This window comes from Maricaulis salignorans, assembly GCF_900103475.1.
Taxonomy (GTDB): Bacteria; Pseudomonadota; Alphaproteobacteria; order Caulobacterales; family Maricaulaceae; genus Maricaulis; species Maricaulis salignorans.
Window position 1 is genome coordinate 108,781 of sequence record NZ_FNHG01000006.1, and the last position, 20,852, is coordinate 129,632.

Consider the following 20,852-nt stretch of genomic DNA (forward strand, 5'->3'; position numbering starts at 1 on the left):
AACAGGGCGGTGCTTTGGCGGCGATTAGAACGGTGTCATCACCCAATAGGCAAGCAAGAAGGCGATGTGAGGCGCTGGATCAGGCTTTCATATCGATATGTCCGCCAGGCTCGCCGCCTTGCGGGGTATCACCGGCGGGCTGGCCAGCGGACACGGCGACCATCGCGGCGCGCAAGGTGCGTCCGCCAATGGTGAAGCCGGTTTGCATGGCCGCTGCGATCGAGCCGGCTGGCTGATCGGACGGGATTTGCGCCACGGCCTGGTGCAGGTGCGGATCGAAAACATCGCCCGGCTGAGGGTCGACCTTGCGAACGCCATGGCGTTCCATCTTGGCCAGCATGGAGCGTTCAGTCATCGCCACGCCCTCGATCAGGTTCTTCATCGGCTCCGAGGCATTGGCGATGGTGTCTTCATCAACCGCTGCCACCGCGCGCGACAGGCTGTCGGAAATGTCGAGCATGTCTTCGGCAAATTTGGAGACGGAATAATCGCGCGCATCGCGGACTTCCTTCTCGGCCCGCTTGCGGGTGTTGTCGGCATCGGCGACAGAGCGCAGCAGGCGGTCACGCGTGGCTTCCAGCTCGGCATTCAGCTTGAAAATGATGTCATCGCGTCCGGCGGGAATGTCCTCGGCGGCGTTATTGTCTTCGTTCTCGATCGCGTCGTCGGTCATGATGTCCTCGTTCTCGGTGTCCTGAGGCGTGCCGTCGGTCGTGTCAGTCATGCTTCTTCACTCTCAAGGTCTGGCGCCGTCCAAAATCTTGCCGACGACGCGGGCTGTATAATCAACCAGGGGGATAACACGCGCATAGTTCAAACGGGTTGGGCCAATTACACCCAGCGCGCCGACAATCTCCTGATCCCTGTTCATATAGGGAGCCACGATCACACTTGAACCCGACAGGCTGAAGAGCGGGTTTTCCGCGCCGATGAAAAGGCGCACGCCCTGGCCGTCCCGGGTCCTGTCCAGCAAGGCGATCAATTCCTGTTTGCGCTCGAGATCGTCGAACAGCATGCGGATGCGTTCAAGATCATCGGCGGCTTCGAGGTTTTCCAGCAGGCGGCCCTGGCCGCGCACGATCAGCGAGCGATGTTCGCCGCCGCCGCCCCAATCGGCCAGACCCTGCTTGACCAGACCTTGGGCGGCACTGTCGAGCTGGGAGCGGTTTTCCGCGATTTCGCGTTCGATATCGAGCCGGGCCTGTTCCAGGCTGCGCCCGGTCAGGCGCGAAGAGAGGAAATTGCCCGCTTCCACCAGCGTTGCCGGCGGCAGGCCTTCGGGCGCGGTCATCAGACGGTTCTCGATCGAGCCGTCCGAGAAGACCAGCACGGCGAGGACTTCATGGCGCGAAATCGGCACGAATTCGACATGGCGCAGCGGCGCGTCGCGCTTGGGCGTGACGACAAGGCCGGCCCCGCCCGACAGTCCGCCCAGTACGGCGGAGACTTCGTTGAGCAGATCCGGGACGGTGCGGCCGGTGGTGGCAACCCGGCCTTCGATGGCGCCGCGCTCTGAAGCATTGAGCTCGCCGACCTGAAGCAGTCCATCGACGAACAGGCGCAAGCCGGCATGGGTCGGCATGCGGCCGGCGCTGGCATGGGGGGCGGAAAGCAGGCCCATCTGGGCGAGGTCGGCCATGGTATTGCGGATTGAGGCCGGCGACAGCGAAAGTTTCCCCGCCTGGGCCAGGGTGCGCGAGCCGACCGGGCCGCCCGATTGCAGATAATTCTCGACAATCTCGCGGAAAATATCGCGCATCCGCTCATCGAGCGCGGCCAGGCCGGTCTTGGGTGTCGTGTCGGACATGTCCTTCAATTAGGCCCGACCGCGCCAAGGTTCAATTACCCTGTTCAATTGTCATGCTCCGCGGGCGCATGCCGGCATCATCGCCGGTGTGAATGCTTGATGCGCGGCGGGATGAGAGCTAGAGCGGCAGTCGAACACCCGATGGAGACACCTATGAGACCTTTTGGACGCGCCCCTGATGCGATGCGCGAAATCACCCTTGAGCCGGGCGTCTCGCTCTATGCCGAGGGTAGCTGCCTGGCCCGTTTTGGCGGCACGCACGTGTTGTGCACTGCCAGTGTCGAGGACAATCTTCCGCCCTGGCTGCGCGGTGGTGGCAAGGGTTGGGTGACCGCCGAATATGGCATGCTGCCACGCGCCACGCATACGCGCTCGCGCCGCGAAGCTGCCGCCGGCAAGCAATCGGGCCGCACCCAGGAAATCCAGCGCCTGATCGGCCGCTCCCTGCGCGCTGTCGTTGATCTCAAAGCCCTTGGCGAGCGCCAGATCACGGTCGATTGTGATGTGCTGCAGGCCGATGGCGGTACCCGCACCGCGGCGATCACCGGCGCCTGGGTCGCCCTGAAGCAGGCGACGGCCTATCTGATGGAAGAGGGGCTGCTCAAAGCCGATCCGGTCTATGGCCAGCTGGCCGCAATCTCCTGCGGTGTCATCGACGGCGAATCCCGCCTCGACCTCGAATATGAGGAAGATCGCCGCGCCGAAGCCGATGCCAATTTTGTCTTGTCGCCCAATGGCGGTATTGTCGAAATCCAGGCGACGGCGGAAGACCGGCCGATCCCTGAAAAGGCATTCGAGGAATTGTTCGCGCTGGCCCGCGCCGGCGTGGCGACTTTGGGTGAAGCACAGCTTGCTGCCCTTCGCGCCTGAATCTAGGGATTTGGGTTGGTTGGTCAGAGCATAGGCAGACGGCGGGAGCGCGCTGGGGGGCAGAAAATGGCCCGCTCGGACTCTCTTGGGAAGGGGCGTGCCGTGCAGGCCCACTCCCGCCGTCTGATCCGCTCACCGATCCGGTGAACGAATTTCCTTGCCGTTGACGCGCCTATCGTGGGGCGTCGCGGCTGTCTTCCTCGTCATCATCATCGAATGACAGGAGGTCGCCCGGCTGACACCCCAGTTCGCGGCACAGCGCTTCCAGGGTCGAGAAGCGGACGGCCTTGGCCTTGCCCGTCTTGAGGATGGACAGATTGGCCATGGTGATTCCGACGCGGTCGCACAGCTCGGTGAGCGACATGCGACGCTCCAGCAGCATCCGATCGAGGGTGACGCGAATAGGCATATCTGGCGCTCCCCCTAGATCGTCAATTTTTGTTCTTGGCGCATTTTCGCACCTTCGCGGAACACTTCCGCAAACACCAGCAGGGTTACCACAGCGAACCAGGCGCCCAGGCTGATATTCGGCATCACGCCAAGCTCCGCTCCGCCGATGACCGGCTCTTCCATGTCCATCAGGGTGAGGATCATGGCGACGGCGCCCTGGGTGAGATGGCGCAACACCTGATAGGCGGCGATGGCGATCGCGATCACCTGGAGATGGCGCGCATTTTCCGGCACGAAGGGGTCGCCGGCGATCAGTGTGGCAAAGACCCGGCGCAGGCGGTCGACGACAACCATGGCAGCCACGATCTCTGCGATCAGGAAAGGATAGACCCAGCCGAGCCGCTGCACGGCGTCAAACACCTGCGATGCGGGGCCCGGCGAATAGCCGAGAACATCCATCAGGAAGGCGGCGCCTGCGGCAACCAGAACCAGTGAGGCAAAGGCCAGCAAGGCCCATCCCAGATACCAGGCACCGCCCAGTATCATTCTGAGAACCGACGTAATCGATCCGCGTCCCAGCGTTTTCATGCCCAGCCCTTCCCAAATTCATTGGGTGGGCCGGCGGCGGAATGACCCGCCGCCAGCCTCACCTGATGTCAACCATTACGCGACCATCGGCGCAATAGCGTAGAACGTACCGGCGGCGACTGAAATCAGCAGCACCATATTGATCGCGATTGATGCGAACATACGGAAGCCGGAATTCTCGGACCTGACCATCTGACTGTTTCCTTTGTGTTGAATCGAAACCATTACCGTTGTCATTTCTGCTGCGAGGACGATGTCTCCCGTCCTTGTTGATTATCGATAAACGCGAACCGAAAGAGACGCAAGCGAAAAATATCGTTTTTCGATATTAATTTCTCGAAAGCCGATAAATTATCGGTAGGAAACAGGCCATGAATGAACAGGACACCTGGGTATTGGCGAGCCATAACCCCGGAAAAATCAAAGAGTTGCAGGCGATGCTTCATGCCCGTGGTGTCACCCTGAAAGGGGCTGCGGAACTGGCGCTGGATGAACCGGAAGAAACCGAGTCGACATTCGAGGGTAATGCGGCGCTGAAGGCGAAGGCGGCCTGGCAGGCCACCGGTTTGACCTGTCTGTCCGATGATTCCGGTCTGTCGGTTGATGCGCTCGGCGGCGAGCCCGGGATATATTCGGCCCGCTGGGCCGGCGAGGCGCGCGATTTCGACCGGGCCATGGCCCGGGTCCATGAGGCGTTGCTCGCCAGCGCTGCCGCGGATCGTACCGCGCGCTTCGTCTGCGTCGTGGCGCTGTGCCGCCCGGACGGGACGCTGGTGCATTATCGCGGCGAGGTGGTGGGCGAGATAGTCTGGCCGCCGCGCGGCGAGGCGGGTTTTGGTTATGACGCGATCTTCCAGCCGCACGGCCATGACCGGACATTTGCGGAAATGAGCGCTGTCGAGAAACGGGCGCTGAGCCATCGGGGCCGCGCCCTGGCGGCCTTGCTGGCAGCGGAATTCGAACAATGAACCCGCTCGCCGATGCGCTCGGCCTCTATGTCCATTGGCCCTATTGCGCCCGGATCTGCCCCTATTGCGATTTCAATGTCTACCGTCCGAAAGGCCAGGAAGACGCGCTGCTCGAGGCGATACTTGCCGATATGAGCCATTGGCGGGCCCGCAGCGGCGCGCGGCCGCTCGCGAGCCTGCATTTCGGCGGCGGCACGCCCTCCCTGATGACAGGAGCGCAGATTGAACGCCTGATCGCCCATGCCGAAACCCTGTGGGGGCTGGCCCCGGGGGCCGAGATCGGGCTTGAGGCCAATCCGAAGGATGTCGACCATTTCGGCGATTTCATCGCGGCCGGGGTCAACCGGCTGTCAATCGGGGTCCAGAGCCTCGACGATGTCGCGCTCAAACAGCTCGGCCGGGATCATGACGGTCCGCTGGCGCGGCGTGCGATCGAGCGGGCGATGGCGGTGTGTGATCGCGTCTCGATCGACATGATCTATGCCCGCGCCGGCCAGTCAGCGAAATCCTGGGAAGCCGAGTTGCGCGAGATCCTGGCGTTCGGCGCCGGCCATATATCGCCCTATCAGCTGACGATCGAGGCTCGCACCGCCTTTGGCCGCCGCGCGGCGCGCGGCGAGCAGCTCGACAGCCCCGAGGAGCTGGCCGCCGACCTCTATGAGCTGACGCATGAGATCTGTGAGGCCCATGGGCTGGCCGCCTATGAAATTTCCAACCATGCCCGCACGCCCGCCGACCAGTCGCATCATAATCGCCTGTACTGGGAAGGTGGCGACTGGATTGGTGTCGGACCGGGTGCCCATGGCCGCATCGGCTCGTCCGGCGAGACCGGGCGTCAGGCCTGCGAGGCCCGGGCACAGCCCAAAGCCTATCTCGACGCGATCGCCGCCACGGGCTGTGGTGTGGGGGAGGCCGAAACGCTCAGCGCCGCCGATGAGCGCGCCGAGCGTATCCTGATGGGCATGCGTCTGGCAGACGGTCTTGATCTCGACGTCCTGCAGCGCAAGACCGGACTGGGCATCGACGCGGCAGCCTTTGAACGGCTCAGCGCTCAAGGCCTGGTCGAGCAGTCCGGCGGACGCATTCGATTGCTTCCGGCCGGCCTTATCTTCGCCGACCGGATTTCCGGTGAACTGGTACCGGACCTGTCCTGATGCCTAATAGGCCAGCGGGTCGAAGGTGAGCGGAGCCGGCTCAATTTCCCGGAAGCCGCGCGACTGGACTTCATAAATCGCCAGTCCGCGTTCAATCACGCCGGACGATGAGAAGCGGAACAGCCCGTCGATACCGAGAAAGCCTTCGGGATCCTCGATCGCCTCACGGCTGAAGCCGAGCTCGCCGCCTTCAAGATGCGCCGCCAGGGCGAGAGCATCATAGCCGAGGCTGGCAATATTCGAGGCGCGGCTGCCATAGGCGGCCTCATAGGATTGCTCGAACCGCTCATGCGACGCCCGGTCGGGGCCGGCAAACCAGCCGCCATGCAGGGCCGGCTCGCGCAGCAAATCCTCATCATTCCACAGTCCGGTGCCCAGGAAGCGGACGACCAGCGGGTCGACGGCCTGGGAAATCAGCAGCGGGCCCAGCGTGCGCAGACGCGTACTGCCTTCCGGCAGCATCACGGCCTGGAAGGGCGCATTGGCATGCGGCACCCATTCAGACTGGCGCAAGACCAGCGCCTCTTCCGGGGTGATGGGTTCGAACACACCGCGCGCCAGCCGCGACGAGGCGCTCGCCATAGCTTCGACATCGCCGGTGTAGAAGGCCTCGGAGGTCAGTTGCGCGCCGGTCAGTTCGGCATTGGTGCGCAGCGCCGTGTTGACGGCCATGCCGTAGCGGCTTTGCGGGCCGAGATAGGCATAGCGCTGAACGCCCTGGCGCGACGCATATTCGACGACGCGCGCGACTTCGAGCTCCGGCGGGAAGCTGAGCAGGTAAACGCCATTTCCCGCAGTTGCAGTGTCGGTGGAAAAGGCAATGACGGGGATGTTGGCACGCCGGGCGACCTGGCCGACCACGGTCACGGACTGGCCGAAGAGCGGGCCGATAATCATGTCTGCGCCGTCTTCAAAGGCGGCCATGGCTGCGGCGCGGGCGCCTTCGGCGGTGCCTTGCGTGTCCTTTGGAATGAGCAGGAGATTGCTGCCGGCGCGTTCAAACAGGGCCAGTTCGGCAGCCCGAAGCAGGCGCAGCGACTCAGCGCGGGCGCCGGCGTTATCGCTCGAGAAGGGCAGGAGAATGGCAATGCGTGCCGTGTCGCGGCCGGCCATGTGCGGCGGCACCAGGCCGACGGCCTCGTCGATCACGGGCTCTTCCACCGGCTCGACCGGTGTCGTGATCTGCGGCGGCAATTCGACGACGACCGGTGGCGGCGGTGTGGTCGCTGTCGTTCCGCAGGCACTGAGTGTCAGTGCCGCGATGATCGCGAACAGGCGCACGCCGCCTTTTTGTGTCATTCTGTCTGCGGCGCCAAACACGCGCAGTGCTACATCTGATGTCATGACTCAATCACCCAAGGAATTTCAGCCCGAAGCTATCCGCCCTGCACGCGGCGGGCAAGCGCTAGCGCCCGGCCTTTATCTGGTCGCGACCCCGATTGGCAATCTGCGCGACGTGACCTTGCGTTGCCTCGATGTGCTGGCGGGTGCTGATCGCGTGCTAGCCGAGGATACCCGGGTCACCCGCCGCCTGCTCGATGCCTATGGCATCGAGGCCAGGCTACAGCCCTATCACGACCATAATGGTGACAAGGTCCGGCCGCGCGTGCTTGAGGCGATCGCTGCCGGGGAAATCATCGCCCTGGTCTCCGATGCCGGCACGCCGCTCGTGTCCGATCCGGGCTATAAGCTCGCCCATGCGGTGATCGAGGCCGGCTTGATGGTGACGGCGATTCCCGGAGCCTCTGCCGTGCTGAGCGCGCTGTGCGTCGCCGGTCTGCCCACCGACTGCTTCACCTTTGCCGGTTTTCCGCCGCCCAAGACGGCGGCGCGCGAGGCCTGGCTGAAACCCTTCCGGGAAATTCGCGGTTCGCTGGTGGTCTATGAGGGCGCCTCGCGACTAGGGGCCTCGCTGGCGAGCATGGCGAAAGTGCTGGGTACGCGCCAGGCGGCGGTCTGCCGTGAGCTGACCAAATTCCATGAGGAAGTGCGCCGCGGCACGCTCGAGGAGCTGGCCGCCCACTACGAAGAGGCCGGTTCGCCGCGCGGAGAAATGGTGATCGTGGTCGGTCCCGGCCCCGAGGATCACTGGGATGAGGCGCGCATTGATGCGGCGCTGGGGCAGGTCATGGCCGAAATGCGCATCAAGGATGCCGCCGCCCGCATCGCCGATGTTTCCGGCTGGAGCAAGCGCGATGTCTATGCCCGCGCCCTGTTGCTCAAGGGGGATGGCGGGCCGGGAGATAAGGCGTGACGGCGCCGCGCCGGGCTGCCGAATCCCGCGGCCGCTGGGCCGAACGGCTGGCCATGCTCTGGCTGAGCTGCAAGGGCTATCGCCTGCTCGACCATCGCGCCCGTACGGCGGCTGGCGAGATCGATCTGGTCGCAACCCGTGGCGATTATCTGGTCTTCATCGAGGTCAAGGCACGGCGCACCCTGACCGCGGCGCTGGAATCCTTCGGTGAACGCCAGCGCCGCCGCATTATCCGCGCCGCCTCGATCTGGCGGGCCCGGCATCGCGGCTTTGAACATCTGCACATGCGCTATGATCTGTTTCTGGTCGCCGCCGGCCGCTGGCCGCAGCATCGCCGGGCGGCCTGGATTCCCGAAACTCGCGAGGCTCTCGATCTTCTCTAGGAAACAGCCTAGCTTGGCGCACTCGATGGCCATGCCAGCCGCGAATTATCCCGCGGATCGACCGATCCGCCTTCCAGACCGACAGGAGCCTGCCGGATGACGGCCAGAACCAAAGCCAGCCTCCTTCTTCCTCTACTCTGTGTGCTCGCAAGCCTTTCGGCCTGCTCGGCTATTCAGCCCGAGCGCTCGATCGGACGCGAGCTTGACGACACCAATGCCTCCCTGTCGATCAAATCGGCGATGCTGCGCAGTGAGGGTTTTGCGCTCAACGGCGTTGATGTCGAAGTGACCGAGGGTATCGCCCTGCTGACCGGGAGCGTGCCGCGCGAGGACGACCGCATGATGGCGGAATGCCTCGCCTGGTCATCCGTGGCGGTGCGCACGGTCGCCAATGAGATCGAGGTCGGCGCCTCCAGCGGGCTGCGCGATCGCAGCCGCGATGCCTGGATCACCCAGCGCGTGCGCGGGCATCTTCTGTCCGACCGTAATGTCCGGAGCGTCAATTTCAACGTCGAGACCTATGCCGGAACGGTGTATCTGCTCGGCGTGGCGCGCTCGCGCGGTGAGCTTGAACGGGTCAGTGCCCATGCGGCCCTGGTCGGCGGTGTGGTCGAGGTTGTCAGCTATGTCCGCATAGCCGGCGTGCCGAGCGAGCTGCCCTCGCGCGGCGAAAGACGGGCCGAGGCCTGTGCCGGCGAATCCATGCCGGGCCTTGATTCTGAGGGCAATCCCCCCAATTCCACACCACAATTGCTTGGTGCCCCGGGAGATCCACAGTGAATATGCGCGTAGCGGTCCAGATGGACCCGATCCAGGACGTCAATATTGACGGTGATACCTCCTTTGCCCTGATGGAAGAAGCGCAGGCGCGCGGTGCCTCGCTCTGGGTCTACCAGCCTGAACACCTGTCCTGGTGCGAAGGCCGCATCACGGCGCGGGCCCGGCCGGTCACGGTGCGCCATGTCCGCGGTGATCATGCGACGCTGGGCGATGAGGTCGTGCTCGATCTCGCCGAAGACATTGATGTCATCCTGATGCGTCAGGATCCGCCCTTCGACATGGCCTATCAGACCGCGGCGCATATTCTCGAAATGCTCGAGGGCCGCACGCTCGTGCTCAATGACCCGGCCTGGGTGCGTTCCAGCCCGGAAAAGATCGTGCCGCTGCTTTTCCCGGGCCTGGTGCCGCCGACCCTGATCAGCCGCGATGCAAAAGCCATTGAAGCCTTCCGCGACAAATACAGGGACATCATCATCAAGCCGCTCTACGGCAATGGCGGGGCCGGCGTATTCCGGCTCAAGCCCGGCGACGGCAATTTCAAGGCCCTGCTGGAGATGTTCTTCGAGAGCAATCGCGAGCCGGTCGTCACCCAGGCTTTCCTGCCGGCCGTCGAAAAGGGCGACAAGCGCGTCCTGCTGATCGACGGCGAGGCCGTGGGCGCGATCAATCGCGTGCCGCAGAAGGGCGAGACCCGTTCCAACATGCATGTTGGCGGCAAGGCCGAGGCCTCGACGCTTGATGCCGATGATCTGCGCATCTGCGCCGCGATCGGGCCGATGCTGAAGGAGCGCGGCCTGGTGCTGGTCGGGATTGATGTGATTGGCGGCCGTCTGACCGAAATCAATGTCACCTCGCCAACCGGGGTGCAGGAGCTCAAACGCTTCTCCGGCATTGATAGCTGCGCCCTGTTCTGGGATGCGGTGGCGCGAAAACTGGCGTCATAGTCCCGACACACGCTTGACTTGTGGGCGTCATGGTTTCATTCTGCGTTCCTGCTTTGGACGTGGTTTGTTCTCATGCCTGTGGAAAACTCAATACCCGTAACTGGTTAGCGCAATGCCCATCTGCGGGGGTCGGCTTGAAAGCGGAACGCCATCCCGACTTTCGCCCTTGATTGAGCCCGGACCGGCACGACGCGGAGAGGTTTGGGCCTATGGCCGCTCGCACGACATCGGTCGCATTTGAAGGCGCGGAGGCGCGTCTGGTTGACGTGCAGGTGCAGGTCGCCGGTGGCTCGCAGCCGATCTTTTCCATTGTCGGGCTCGGTGACAAGGCGGTCACCGAAAGCCGCGAACGGGTGCGCGCGGCCTTTGCAGCGCTGGGTCTGTCGATGCCGTCGCAGCGTCTGATCGTCAATCTCGCTCCGGCCGACCGGCCCAAGGAGGGCTCGCATTTCGATCTGCCGATCGCGCTCAGCGTGCTGGCCGAGCTGGGTGTCGTGCCGCGTGACGCGGTGGAGGAAAACCTCGCTTTTGGAGAGCTCGGCGTGGACGCTTCGATTGCTCCGGCACCGGGCGCGCTGCCGGCCGCCGTCGCAGCTCAGGCCGCCGGTCTGTCGCTGATCTGCCCCGAGGCCTGCGGCGCCGAAGCGGCCTGGGCGGGGGGGGAATTGCCGATTATTGCCCCGGCCAGCCTGATCCAGCTGATCAATCATTTCAAAGGCACACAGGTTCTCTCGCGCCCGGCTCCGGGCGAACTGGTCGAGAGCGCCGATACCGCAGACCTCAACCAGGTCAAGGGACAGGAAAGCGCCAAGCGGGCGCTCGAGATCGCCGCGGCCGGGCATCATAATCTCCTGATGGTCGGGCCTCCAGGGTCCGGCAAATCCATGATGGCCGAGCGTCTGCCCGGCCTGCTGCCACCGCTTTCGGCGGCCGAATTGCTCGATGTCTCGATGATTCACTCGGTGGCCGGTCTGCTGGAGCGCGGCTGTCTGCGGCGCGACAGGCCGTTTCGCTCACCGCATCACTCCGCCTCGATGGCGGCCATGGTCGGCGGCGGCGCGCGGGCCAGGCCGGGTGAGGCGTCACTGGCCCATCATGGCGTTCTCTTCCTCGATGAATTGCCCGAATTCCACCCGCAAGTGCTCGACAGCCTGCGCCAGCCGCTCGAGGCCGGCCGTATCACTGTGGCGCGGGCCAATGCGCATATTTCCTATCCGGCGCGGTTTCAGCTCGTTGCGGCGATGAATCCCTGCCGTTGTGGCGGCGGGGGGCAGGATGGCTCGGCCTGCCGCCGCGGTCCGCGCTGTGCCAGTGACTACCAGGCGCGTATTTCAGGTCCGATGCTCGACCGGATCGATCTGCAGATCCAGGTTCCGGCCGTCACACCCGCCGATCTGGCCCTGCCCGCCCCGGCCGAGGGCACGCGGGAGGCCGCGGCCCGGGTCGCTGCAGCGCGTGACGTCCAGGCCGAACGCGGCTGTCTCAACGCGCATCTGCCGCCCGACATACTGGACCACGCGGCAGCCCCGGACCGTGCCGGCGAAGCCCTGCTCAACCAGGCCGCCCGGCAACACAGCCTTACCGCCCGCAGCTATCACCGCGTCCTGCGCGTCGCGCGCACCATCGCCGATCTCGACGGCAGCGAGGCTGTGCGCCGGATCCATATCGCCGAAGCCCTCTCCTGCCGCCGGGGACTGGTGCCCGCGGCGGGGCCAGCGCCGGCAGGTCAGCGCACCAGCGGTCTGGTGTGAGCCGGCGCGTGTCCGCAGCGGGCCGGGCCTGACCTGACCGCAGGTGCGGCGTCAGGCGCGGCACGCCTGATGTGTGAGGCGTATCAATCCCGAGGCCCTGGCCCCGACAGTGTGGGGCGCCGGGCATAGCGCCCTGCTTTTTCGCCTCAACCCGCCCATCCCGCGACGACAGATCGTTAACCTCAAACCGCTAGCTTTCCCCCTGTCATGACACGCGAAACGCCGCCCGACAGCCGGGCCGGCCCTGAAGCATCCATGCCGGGGACGGACCAGGAGCGATTTACGACTGCGACCGAGCTGGGCGCGGCGGAATTTCTCATATCTGCGCTCGATGTCGCCGGCGAGCTGATCCTGGTGCGCGGGCGTGGCGGCCGGGTGGTGCACGTCAATGCCGCCTTTATCGCGGCCTTTGGCGGTGTGCGCTCTGACTGGGTCGGGCGCTGGTTCTCCGTCGCGCCGCCAGTCACGACAAATGATCCGCGCCGCTATGAAATGCTGATGCGCACGCGCCAGGGTCCGCTCTGGATCGAATGGGATGAGCGCCTCCTGCCGGATGGCCGCGGCGTCATTTCGGTTGGCCGCGATGTCAGTTCGCGGCGCGAGGCGCATGCCGATCTGGAAGCCTCGCAGCGCGCCAAATCCCTGTTCTTCGCTGCCGTCACCCATGAAATGCGCACGCCGCTGGCCGGCGCGCTGGGGATTGCGCGCCTGCTGGAGGCGACGCCGCTGCGTCCCGACCAGGCCGATTATGTGCGCACCCTGGCCAGTTCCGCCGAGCATGCGCTGGCCATGGTCGATGATATTCTCGACCTGTCGCGGCTCGAGGCCGGCAAGCTCACCTTGCGGCCGGAACGGGTCGATATCGCCGAACTGGTGCGCGAAACAGCCGAGCTCGCCGCGCCCCGCGCCCAGGAGAAGGGCCTCGAGATCGGCATTGTCCAGTCAGACTCGGCGCCGGCCCAGATCGAGGGCGACCCGGCCCGGCTGCGTCAGATCCTGTTCAACCTGATCGGCAATGCCGTCAAATTCACCCATCAGGGCGGGATCCGGATCGATATTGGCGGCGCCCCGACCGGCGATGGCCGCATGCGGCTCTCCCTGTCGGTCAGCGATACCGGGCCGGGGATTTCCGAACATGACCAGCAATCCCTGTTTGAGCAATTCGAGCGCGGCGCTGCCGAGCGCGACGGCGCTGAAGGCGGTGCCGGCCTCGGCCTCGCCATGGTCCGCCGTCTGGTCGAGGCGATGGATTCCTCGATGGGGGTTGAAAGCCGGCTCGGTGACGGGGCCAAGTTCTGGGTGATTTTCGATCTGCCGGTGTTTGCCGGCGGGCTCGGTGAAAGCCTGGCCGGCCGCGAACTGGCGATTGCCAGCCCGAATGCCGTTCTGCGCCAGACGCTGGCCGACCAATTGCGTCAACTCGGCGGTGAGGTCGTCGCGATTGATTGCGTGGACAATCTGGCCGCGGCCTCGGGCCGCGAGCTCTTGCTTGATGCCGCCTGGGTCAGCCAGGTCAGCCAGGCCGGCGCCCGCCATGTCTGGCAATTGGTCACGCCGGCCGGCAAGGATAATGCCATTGAAGACCTGCCCGAGGGCGTCGATGGCTGGCTCGTCAAACCGGTCCGGCTGGCCAGCCTGGTCGAACAGGTCACTGGCTCTGCGCCGGCCCGCCAGCCGGCGCCCGGGCCGGGCGCCGAAGCCGCGCCGCTGGCCCTCGGCGGCCTGCGAATCCTGGTCGCCGAGGACGACCCGGTCAACGCCCTGATCGCCCGCCGCACGCTGGAACGGCTCGGCGCTCATGTCACCCAGGTCGAGAGCGGCCGGGCGGCCTTGCGCGCACTGGAAGATGGCGGGTTCGATGCCGCCCTGCTTGATCAACGCATGCCGGGCATGAATGGCCCCGATGTCGCGCGCATGGCGCGGATGAGCGGCCATGATCTGCCCCTGGTCGCGCTGACAGCCAATAGCAGCGAAGCCGACCGCGAGAACTGCCTCAAGGCCGGGATGAATGACTTCCTGTCCAAACCGGTCGATCCCGATCTCCTGGCGCGGACACTCGCGCGCTTGTGCGACACCGGGAAGCAGGCCAGCATGGCGCAAAATACGCCAATGGGCTGAGGAGTTTCAGACAGATGACGCAGGCCGATATCGAACGCAAGAAGTCCTGGCGGCAAGCGATCTCGGTCTATGGCCGCCCGATCATGCTGGCGATGCTGATCCTTGGATTCGCCTCCGGCCTGCCGCTGATGATGGTCTTTTCCAAGCTGTCCTACTGGCTGCGCGATGTCGGGATCGAACGCTCCACCATCGGCTTCTTCTACTGGATCACCATCTCCTACACGCTCAAACCGCTTTGGGCGCCGATGGTCGACCGCCTCTCCATCCCTTTCCTGACGACTGCGCTGGGCAAGCGCCGTTCCTGGATGATGGTGGCGATACTGGGCACGATGATCGGCCTGATCATCATCGCCTTCTCCGACCCGTCGCAAGGCCTGTGGCTGACCCTGGCGGGGGCTTTCATCCTCTCCTATTCCGGCGCCACTCTGGACATTTCCATCGATGCCTGGCGCATTGAATCCGGTCCGCGCGAGGAACAGGCCAATATGGCCGCCGCCTATGTGCTCGGCTATCGCGGCGCGATCTTCTTCTCCGGCTTCGGCCTGGCCCTCTCCTCCTGGACCAACTGGACCGTCTCCTTCTGCGTCATGGGGCTGACGATGGGGATTTGTGGCCTTCTGGTGCTGGTGATGAAAGAGCCGGCCCATGCCGTGCGGCTGCAGACCGCTGGCGGTTTTGGCCGGCGTGTCGCCGATGCGATCATCGAACCCTTCAAGCAATTCGCCACTCGTCTGGGCGTCTGGATTGTGCCGGTTTTCCTGCTGGTCGCCTTTTACCGCCTGAGCGATTTCACCATGGGTGTGATGGCCAGCCCGCTCTATTCCGATATCGGTTTTGATCGCGCCATTGTCGGCGGCATCCAGAGCGGACCGGGCCTGTTCGCGACCATTGCCGGCGGTTTTCTCGGTGGGCTGATTGCCTATAAATACGGTGTGTTGCGCGCGATGTTCATCGGCGCCTTCATCACATTCGCCACCAATGGCGCCTATGCCTGGCTCGCGGCCACCGGCACGCCGGACAGTATCGGCCTGCTCGGCCTGGTGATCAGCGGCGACAATATCGCCGCAGGCTTCGTCGGCACCGTCTTCATTGCCTATCTCTCCTCGCTGACCGACCCGATCAACGCCGCCACCCAATACGCCCTGCTCTCATCGCTCTATGCCCTGATCAATAAATTCGTCGCCGGCTTCTCCGGCGTCCTCGCGGATGCGCTGGGCTATGTGAATTTCTTCCTGCTGACAGCGGGCTATGCCCTGCCGGCAGCCGCGCTGGTGATGTTCATCATGATCAAAGGCACACCGGCGGCGAAGGGCCTGGTGAAGCATGATGCGGGGGCCGGGGCGGCTTAAGAGCGTCTCTCAACCCTCTTGATTTCCAACGGCTTGTCATCCCCGACGGATGCCCCGCGAAAGCGGGGCGCAGATCAGGGACCCAGACGCCCAGCGGGTGGCGGCTGGGGCGCCGACATGACGATGATTTGTATGTCTGGTGCAGGATAAGCCCCGCCAGTCCGCAACAAACACCCTTACCAAACACCCCACCGTCATCCCACGGTGCTCGGCCGCGCCAGCGCGGCTGAGTGTCCGGGGGACCTCAGCGAACCGGGCTGTCGGCGTGCTCTGCTGTTACTCACGGCCAGCGTTGCCGCTGAGGTCCCCCGGACGCGCCGCGCGCGCCGTGGGATGACGGTGGGTTTACGGCAGGGGTGGCTCGTCTGGCTCACCGCCAGAGAGTGAAGCTCGAAGGGCAAGGCGCCGGGCGGCGCGCCCCTACTCCCCCATCACCCCAACTTCATGCTTCTCCGGGTCATAGGCCGCCAGCGCCGCCAGCGTTGTGATCTCGCTCACCGAAGCGCCGAGCCGTGCGATCTGGACCGGGAGTTCGAAGCCGAGCAGCATCGGACCGATCACGGTGGCGCCGCCGCCGACGCGCAGGAGTTTGGTGGCGATTGAGGCGGAGTGGATCGCCGGCATGACCAGCACATTGGCCGGGCCGGAGAGGCGCGAGAAGGGGTAGAGGAAGCGGTGTGACGGGTCGAGGGCGACGTCGACATTCATCTCGCCCTCGTATTCGAAATCGACACCGCGCCCATCGAGCTGGTCGACGGCGGCCTGGAGTTTTTCCGAGCGTTCGCCGGCCGGATTGCCGAAGGTCGAATAGGACAGGAAGGCCACGCGCGGCGTGAAGCCGAAACCTTTCGCTGCCGCGGCGGCCTCGATGGCGATATCGGCGAGGGCGTCGCTATCGGGGAATTCGGTGACATTGGTGTCGGCGATGAAGAGGGTGCGGTTCTTCGCCAGCGCCACCGACATGCCGATCACGCGCTGGCCTGGCGCTGCATCGAGCACCAGTTTCACATCGCGCAGGGCGGCGTCATAGCTGCGGGTCGTGCCGGTGACGATGCCGTCGGCATCGCCCAGCTTGACCATGCAGGCGGAAAAGACATTGCGGTCATTATTGACCAGGCGCTGCACATCGCGGCGCAGATAACCCTGCCGCTGCAGGCGTTTGTAGAGGAATTCGGCATAATCGCTATTGCGCTCCGACAGGCGCGCATTGACGATTGTGATCGCATCTTCCGGAACCCCGACCAGACGCATATTGGCGCGGGTAATATCCTCGCGGCCGACCAGTATGGCCTTGCCGAGCTCCTGGCTCTGGAAGGCATAGGCGGCGCGGATCACCGCCGGTTCCTCGCCCTCGGCGAAGACGATGCGGCGGCCCTGGCCCATCACCGCGCCCTGGATACGCTGCAGCAGGGCGGCGGTCGGATCGAGACGGCGGGCCAGCGAATGGCGATAGGCGGCCATGTCGGCAATCGGCTTGCGCGCGACACCGCTATCCATCGCCGCCTGGGCGACATAGGGCGGCACATAGGAAATCAGGCGCGGATCGAAGGGTGAGGGAATGATATAGCCGCGGCCGAATTTCGGACGCGCGCCATGATAGGCGGCGGCGACCTCGTCGGGCACGTCTTCCTTGGCCAGCGCGGCGAGCGCATGGGCGGCGGCGATTTTCATTTCCTCATTGATCGTGCGGGCGCGGACATCCAGCGCGCCGCGGAAAATATAGGGGAAGCCGAGGACATTATTGACCTGGTTGGGATAGTCCGACCGGCCCGTCGCCATGATGGCATCGGAGCGCACGGCCTCGACCTCTTCCGGCGAGATTTCCGGGTCCGGATTGGCCATCGCGAAAATGATCGGATTATCGGCCATCGATTTGATCATCTCGCCGGTAAAGGCGCCGGCGACGGACAGGCCGAGCACGCAATCAGCCCCGTCGAGCGCTTCGGCCAGCGAGCGCTTGTCGGTTTCGACCGCATGGGCGGCCTTCCACTGATTGAGGTCGTCGCGGTCGGTATGGATAATGCCCTTGCTGTCACACAGCACGGCGTTTTTGGCGTCGACGCCCATCGCCTTGAGCAATTCCAGCACCGCAATTCCGGCCGCGCCGGCGCCATTGACGACGACTTTCAGCTCGGCCATGCGGCGGCCGGTGATCTCGCAGGCATTGATGATGCCGGCAGCGGAAATAATGGCGGTGCCGTGCTGGTCATCATGGAAGACGGGAATATCGAGCAATTCGCGCAGGCGCTGCTCGATGATGAAGCTTTCCGGCGCCTTGATGTCTTCCAGATTGATGCCGCCGAATGTATTGCCGAAACGGCGCACGCATTCGATGAAGGCCTCGCCGTCTTCTTCCTCGACCTCGATATCGATCGCGTCGATATCGGCGAAGCGTTTGAACAGGACGGCCTTGCCTTCCATCACCGGCTTGGAGGCCATGGCGCCGAGATTGCCGAGGCCCAGAATCGCGGTGCCGTTGGAGATGACGGCGACCATATTGCCCTTGGACGTATAGTCGTAAACCTTGTCCGGCTCGGCCGCGATCGCCTTGACCGGGGCGGCAACGCCGGGGCTGTAGGCGAGGGAGAGGTCGCGCTGGGTGGCCATCGGCTTGGTGGCGGCCATGGCGATTTTGCCGGGGGTCGGGTCGCGGTGGAAGGCCAGAGCTTCTTCGTCATCAACCTTGCTGATTCTGTCGCTCATCACTGCCATCCTTGCCCGCGCTGGAATTTCCCATAGAACTAGGCCTCTAGCCGCTTCGCCCCCTTGCACGCAAGACGAAACCTCGTCACGGACCGCCTCGATGAATGCGATGACACAAATGCCGGTTCCGGCCGACCGGCAATTTCCGGACCCTGAAGGCGCCACGCCGATGATGGCGCAATACCTCGCCCTGCGTGCGCAGGCGCCGGGTGATGCGCTGTTGTTTTACCGCATGGGCGACTTCTACGAGCTTTTCTTCGACGATGCCGTGCGCGCGTCCGCCGCACTGGATATCGCCCTGACCAAGCGCGGTGAACACCAGGGCCAGCCGATCCAGATGTGCGGCGTTCCGGCCGCCGCATCCGAAGCCTACCTGGCCCGCCTGATCAAGGCCGGCTTCAAGGTCGCGGTCGGCGAACAGACCGAGGATCCCAAGGCCGCCAAGGCGCGCGGGTCCAAATCCGTCGTCAATCGTGCGATCCGCCGTGTCGTCACCCCCGGCACGCTGACCGAAGACACCTTGCTCGATCCACGCAGCTCCAACCGCATCGCGGCACTGGCGCGTCTGGCGAGCGGCGAGTGCGCGATTGCCTGGGCCGAGGTCTCGACGGGTGAGTTTGCGGTCATGCTGGTGGCCGCCGACAATCTCGCCGCCGAGCTCGCGGCGATGAATCCGGTCGAGCTTCTGGTCGAGGAAACCCGCTTCAAGGAGGGCGGCGAACTGGCGCCGCGCGCGACGGTCACCCCGCTCGCCCGCGCCAAATTCGACGCGGCCTCTGCCGAACGGCAACTTAAAGCGCACTTTGCCGTGCATGAACTGACGGCTTACGGCGAGTTTACCCGTGCTGAACGGTCAGCTCTCGGCGCATTGCTGGACTATCTCGCCCTGTCGCAAGCCGGAGCGCCGGCCAAGCTTGCCCCGCCACGCCAGATCGCCCAAGGCAGTGTCCTCGCCGTCGATCCGGCGACCCGCGCCAGCCTCGAAATCGATCGCACCCTGAGCGGCAACCGCGCCGGCTCCCTGCTCGACGCCATCGACCGCACCGTCACCGCACCGGGCGCAAGATGCCTTGCCGAACGCCTGGCGCGGCCGCTGACCGATGTCGTGCAGATCGAACAACGCCTTGACGCGATTAGCTTTTTTGAAGCGTCTTCGGAGCTTCGCCGCGACACGCGCGAGCGTCTGAAATCGGCCGGCGACCCGGAACGCGCCCTGTCGCGCCTGCTGCTCGGCCGTGGCGGACCGCGCGATCTCAAGGCCCTGGCCGCCGCCCTGGCCGAAGGCGAGGCGCTCGCGACCCGCATTCTCGCTGCACCGCTCACCGCCCCGCCGCCCATGGTGGCGGCCAGCCTGGCGGCGCTATCCCTCACCGATAAGCCGGAATTGTCAGCCCTGGTTGGTGATCTGGAACGCGCTATCCTCGATGAGCCGCCCTTGCTGGCGCGCGATGGCGGCTTCGTAGCACCCGACTGGCGGCCCGAGCTCGACGAGACCCGAAAACTGCGCGACGCCTCGCGCCGGATCGTCGCCGGCCTGCAGCAGACCTATGCCGAGGCGACGGGCGTTAGCGGGTTGAAAATACGCCATAATAACGTTCTCGGCTATTTCGCCGAAGTGACCGCCAAACATGCCGACGCCCTGATGGGCCGCGAGGATTTCATCCACCGCCAGACGATGGCGAATGTGGTGCGTTTCTCGACCGTCGAACTGGCCGATCTGGAATCCCGGATTTCCAGCGCCGGCGAGCGAGCTCTGGCGATGGAAATCGAGGTTTTTCAGGGGCTTTGCCAACGGGTTGAGAGTCTGGCTGATCCCGTCCGCCAGTCCGCCCGCGCCCTGGCCGAGCTCGATGTCGCGTCGGGTCTGGCCGAATGGGCGATCGAAACCGAGGCCTGCCGCCCGGTGGTCGAGGACAGTTCGGTGTTTGCCGTTTCCGGCGGCCGCCATCCCGTCGTCGAACGCGCCTTGCAGCGCACGGGTGAAGGCCGCTTCACGCCCAATGACTGCATGCTCGACGGCGCCGGTGCAGCGGCGGCCCGCCTGATCTTCGTCACCGGCCCGAACATGGCCGGTAAGTCCACGTATTTGCGGCAGAATGCGTTGATCCTGATGCTGGCGCAGGCGGGCTGTTATGTGCCGGCCCGCTCGGCCCGGATCGGGGTCGCTGACCGGCTCTATTCGCGCGTCGGTGCTGCCGATGATCTCGCGCGCGGCCGCTCGACCTTCATGGCGGAAATGATTGAAGCTTCGGCGATACTCAACCAGGCCACGGGCCGCAGCTTTGTGATTCTCGACGAGATTGGCCGTGGTACGGCGACCTTTGACGGCCTCTCCATCGCCTGGGCTGCGGCGGAACACCTGCACGGTGTCAATCAGTGCCGTGCCCTGTTCGCCACGCATTATCATGAGCTTACCCGGTTGGCTGATGATCTTGAGGCGGCGGGCAATTGCTCGCTCAAGGCGCGCGAGTGGAAGGGCGAGCTGGTCTTCCTCCACGAAGTTGGCCCGGGCGCCGCGGATCGCTCCTACGGGATTGAGGTTGCCCGCCGTGCCGGTCTGCCGCCGGTTGCGATCCGGCGCGCCAAGACGATTCTGGCGCGGCTGGAATCGGAGGGCGCACCGGCGGCGGCGCTTGCCGACCTGCCCCTGTTCGCGCTTTCCGAACCGGTTGTCGAGGCCCGGGAATCGGCGGTCGAATTGCGACTGTCGGATGTCGAACCCGATGGGCTGGCGCCGCGCGAGGCGCTCGATATCCTCTATCAGCTCAAGGCGCTGATGAAGAATGAGTGACG

General features: G+C 64.9%; 17 protein-coding genes. 11 read left to right on the top strand and 6 right to left on the bottom strand.

Annotated elements, in window-relative coordinates:
- Nucleotides 1-79: 79 nt before the first annotated feature.
- Together grpE and hrcA are read right to left on the bottom strand one after the other, a co-directional pair.
- On the bottom strand, nucleotides 80-724 hold the full coding sequence (grpE, locus tag BLT42_RS07085; RefSeq protein WP_091768980.1) for a nucleotide exchange factor GrpE: 645 nt from the start codon (nucleotides 722-724) through the stop codon (nucleotides 80-82).
- 12 nt (nucleotides 725-736) lie between these two features.
- On the bottom strand, nucleotides 737-1,807 hold the full coding sequence (gene hrcA, locus BLT42_RS07090) for a heat-inducible transcriptional repressor HrcA (RefSeq protein ID WP_091768983.1): 1,071 nt from the start codon (nucleotides 1,805-1,807) through the stop codon (nucleotides 737-739).
- Between the two features lie 153 nt (nucleotides 1,808-1,960).
- Here hrcA and rph point away from each other — a divergent pair, with 153 nt between their 5' ends.
- A complete protein-coding gene (rph, locus tag BLT42_RS07095; protein ID WP_091768985.1) occupies nucleotides 1,961-2,677 on the top strand; it encodes a ribonuclease PH in 717 nt (238 codons plus the stop codon).
- A 172-nt stretch (nucleotides 2,678-2,849) separates the two neighbouring features.
- Here rph and BLT42_RS07100 read toward each other — a convergent pair whose 3' ends face one another.
- Together BLT42_RS07100 and BLT42_RS07105 are read right to left on the bottom strand one after the other, a co-directional pair.
- Nucleotides 2,850-3,086: a helix-turn-helix domain-containing protein gene (locus tag BLT42_RS07100; RefSeq protein ID WP_091768988.1), complete on the bottom strand. Its 237-nt coding sequence runs from the start codon at nucleotides 3,084-3,086 to the stop codon at nucleotides 2,850-2,852.
- Nucleotides 3,087-3,100: 14 nt separating this feature from the next.
- Complete coding sequence (locus tag BLT42_RS07105; RefSeq protein WP_091768991.1) at nucleotides 3,101-3,655, bottom strand: DUF2975 domain-containing protein; 555 nt, start codon at nucleotides 3,653-3,655, stop codon at nucleotides 3,101-3,103.
- Between the two features lie 371 nt (nucleotides 3,656-4,026).
- Here BLT42_RS07105 and rdgB point away from each other — a divergent pair, with 371 nt between their 5' ends.
- Nucleotides 4,027-4,623, top strand: a complete 597-nt coding sequence (gene rdgB / locus BLT42_RS07110; RefSeq protein ID WP_091768993.1) for an RdgB/HAM1 family non-canonical purine NTP pyrophosphatase — start codon at nucleotides 4,027-4,029, stop codon at nucleotides 4,621-4,623.
- Nucleotides 4,620-5,777: a radical SAM family heme chaperone HemW gene (gene hemW / locus BLT42_RS07115; protein WP_091768996.1), complete on the top strand. Its 1,158-nt coding sequence runs from the start codon at nucleotides 4,620-4,622 to the stop codon at nucleotides 5,775-5,777. The genes rdgB and hemW overlap by 4 nt, the downstream gene beginning before the upstream one ends.
- Before the next feature lie 3 nt (nucleotides 5,778-5,780).
- On the opposite strand, the gene BLT42_RS07120 is transcribed toward hemW, so the two are convergent.
- Nucleotides 5,781-7,121 carry a penicillin-binding protein activator gene (locus BLT42_RS07120; protein ID WP_091768999.1) on the bottom strand — a complete coding sequence of 447 codons (1,341 nt, stop codon included), beginning with the start codon at nucleotides 7,119-7,121 and terminating at the stop codon, nucleotides 5,781-5,783.
- Here BLT42_RS07120 and rsmI point away from each other — a divergent pair.
- The 7 genes from rsmI to BLT42_RS07155 all read left to right on the top strand — a co-directional run bounded on the left by rsmI (nucleotide 7,120) and on the right by BLT42_RS07155 (nucleotide 15,356).
- Nucleotides 7,120-8,031 (top strand): 16S rRNA (cytidine(1402)-2'-O)-methyltransferase, encoded by a 912-nt coding sequence (gene rsmI, locus BLT42_RS07125; RefSeq protein ID WP_091769002.1) that lies wholly within the window; start codon nucleotides 7,120-7,122, stop codon nucleotides 8,029-8,031. The genes BLT42_RS07120 and rsmI overlap by 2 nt on opposite strands.
- Nucleotides 8,028-8,414: a YraN family protein gene (locus tag BLT42_RS07130; protein ID WP_091769004.1), complete on the top strand. Its 387-nt coding sequence runs from the start codon at nucleotides 8,028-8,030 to the stop codon at nucleotides 8,412-8,414. Before rsmI ends, BLT42_RS07130 begins: the two co-directional genes overlap by 4 nt.
- A 96-nt stretch (nucleotides 8,415-8,510) precedes the next feature.
- Entirely contained in the window at nucleotides 8,511-9,194 is a 684-nt protein-coding gene (locus BLT42_RS07135; protein ID WP_091769007.1) for a BON domain-containing protein, read from the top strand.
- 2 nt (nucleotides 9,195-9,196) lie between these two features.
- The gene (gshB, locus tag BLT42_RS07140) at nucleotides 9,197-10,138 is read left to right on the top strand and encodes a glutathione synthase (protein WP_091769010.1); all 942 of its coding nucleotides are present in this window, start codon (nucleotides 9,197-9,199) and stop codon (nucleotides 10,136-10,138) included.
- A gap of 209 nt (nucleotides 10,139-10,347) precedes the next feature.
- Nucleotides 10,348-11,889 carry a YifB family Mg chelatase-like AAA ATPase gene (locus tag BLT42_RS07145; RefSeq protein ID WP_091769013.1) on the top strand — a complete coding sequence of 514 codons (1,542 nt, stop codon included), beginning with the start codon at nucleotides 10,348-10,350 and terminating at the stop codon, nucleotides 11,887-11,889.
- 207 nt (nucleotides 11,890-12,096) lie between these two features.
- The gene (locus tag BLT42_RS07150) at nucleotides 12,097-14,007 is read left to right on the top strand and encodes a PAS domain-containing hybrid sensor histidine kinase/response regulator (RefSeq protein ID WP_091769016.1); all 1,911 of its coding nucleotides are present in this window, start codon (nucleotides 12,097-12,099) and stop codon (nucleotides 14,005-14,007) included.
- 14 nt (nucleotides 14,008-14,021) lie between these two features.
- The gene (locus tag BLT42_RS07155; protein WP_091769019.1) at nucleotides 14,022-15,356 is read left to right on the top strand and encodes an AmpG family muropeptide MFS transporter; all 1,335 of its coding nucleotides are present in this window, start codon (nucleotides 14,022-14,024) and stop codon (nucleotides 15,354-15,356) included.
- Nucleotides 15,357-15,776: 420 nt separating this feature from the next.
- Here the strand turns inward: BLT42_RS07155 and BLT42_RS07160 are convergent, their stop codons facing one another.
- Nucleotides 15,777-18,059, bottom strand: coding sequence for an NADP-dependent malic enzyme (locus tag BLT42_RS07160; protein ID WP_091769068.1), 2,283 nt, complete (start codon nucleotides 18,057-18,059; stop codon nucleotides 15,777-15,779).
- Between the two features lie 109 nt (nucleotides 18,060-18,168).
- On the opposite strand from BLT42_RS07160, the gene mutS reads away from it, so the two are divergent.
- Nucleotides 18,169-20,850 (top strand): DNA mismatch repair protein MutS, encoded by a 2,682-nt coding sequence (gene mutS / locus BLT42_RS07165; RefSeq protein ID WP_407657297.1) that lies wholly within the window; start codon nucleotides 18,169-18,171, stop codon nucleotides 20,848-20,850.
- Nucleotides 20,851-20,852 lie beyond the last annotated feature (2 nt).

Excerpts from the sequence above, each read along its gene's own strand:
- gshB (WP_091769010.1), top strand. The coding sequence starts at position 9,197 with ATGCGCGTAGCGGTCCAGATGGACCCGATCCAGGACGTCAATATTGAC.
- BLT42_RS07100 (WP_091768988.1), bottom strand. The coding sequence starts at position 3,086 with ATGCCTATTCGCGTCACCCTCGATCGGATGCTGCTGGAGCGTCGCATG.
- BLT42_RS07145 (WP_091769013.1), top strand. The coding sequence starts at position 10,348 with ATGGCCGCTCGCACGACATCGGTCGCATTTGAAGGCGCGGAGGCGCGT.
- rph (WP_091768985.1), top strand. The coding sequence starts at position 1,961 with ATGAGACCTTTTGGACGCGCCCCTGATGCGATGCGCGAAATCACCCTT.
- BLT42_RS07160 (WP_091769068.1), bottom strand. The coding sequence starts at position 18,059 with ATGAGCGACAGAATCAGCAAGGTTGATGACGAAGAAGCTCTGGCCTTC.
- BLT42_RS07155 (WP_091769019.1), top strand. The coding sequence starts at position 14,022 with ATGACGCAGGCCGATATCGAACGCAAGAAGTCCTGGCGGCAAGCGATC.
- BLT42_RS07150 (WP_091769016.1), top strand. The coding sequence starts at position 12,097 with ATGACACGCGAAACGCCGCCCGACAGCCGGGCCGGCCCTGAAGCATCC.
- rdgB (WP_091768993.1), top strand. The coding sequence starts at position 4,027 with ATGAATGAACAGGACACCTGGGTATTGGCGAGCCATAACCCCGGAAAA.
- mutS (WP_407657297.1), top strand. The coding sequence starts at position 18,169 with ATGACACAAATGCCGGTTCCGGCCGACCGGCAATTTCCGGACCCTGAA.
- hemW (WP_091768996.1), top strand. The coding sequence starts at position 4,620 with ATGAACCCGCTCGCCGATGCGCTCGGCCTCTATGTCCATTGGCCCTAT.
- BLT42_RS07135 (WP_091769007.1), top strand. The coding sequence starts at position 8,511 with ATGACGGCCAGAACCAAAGCCAGCCTCCTTCTTCCTCTACTCTGTGTG.
- BLT42_RS07120 (WP_091768999.1), bottom strand. The coding sequence starts at position 7,121 with ATGACATCAGATGTAGCACTGCGCGTGTTTGGCGCCGCAGACAGAATG.
- rsmI (WP_091769002.1), top strand. The coding sequence starts at position 7,120 with ATGACTCAATCACCCAAGGAATTTCAGCCCGAAGCTATCCGCCCTGCA.
- grpE (WP_091768980.1), bottom strand. The coding sequence starts at position 724 with ATGACTGACACGACCGACGGCACGCCTCAGGACACCGAGAACGAGGAC.
- hrcA (WP_091768983.1), bottom strand. The coding sequence starts at position 1,807 with ATGTCCGACACGACACCCAAGACCGGCCTGGCCGCGCTCGATGAGCGG.
- BLT42_RS07105 (WP_091768991.1), bottom strand. The coding sequence starts at position 3,655 with ATGAAAACGCTGGGACGCGGATCGATTACGTCGGTTCTCAGAATGATA.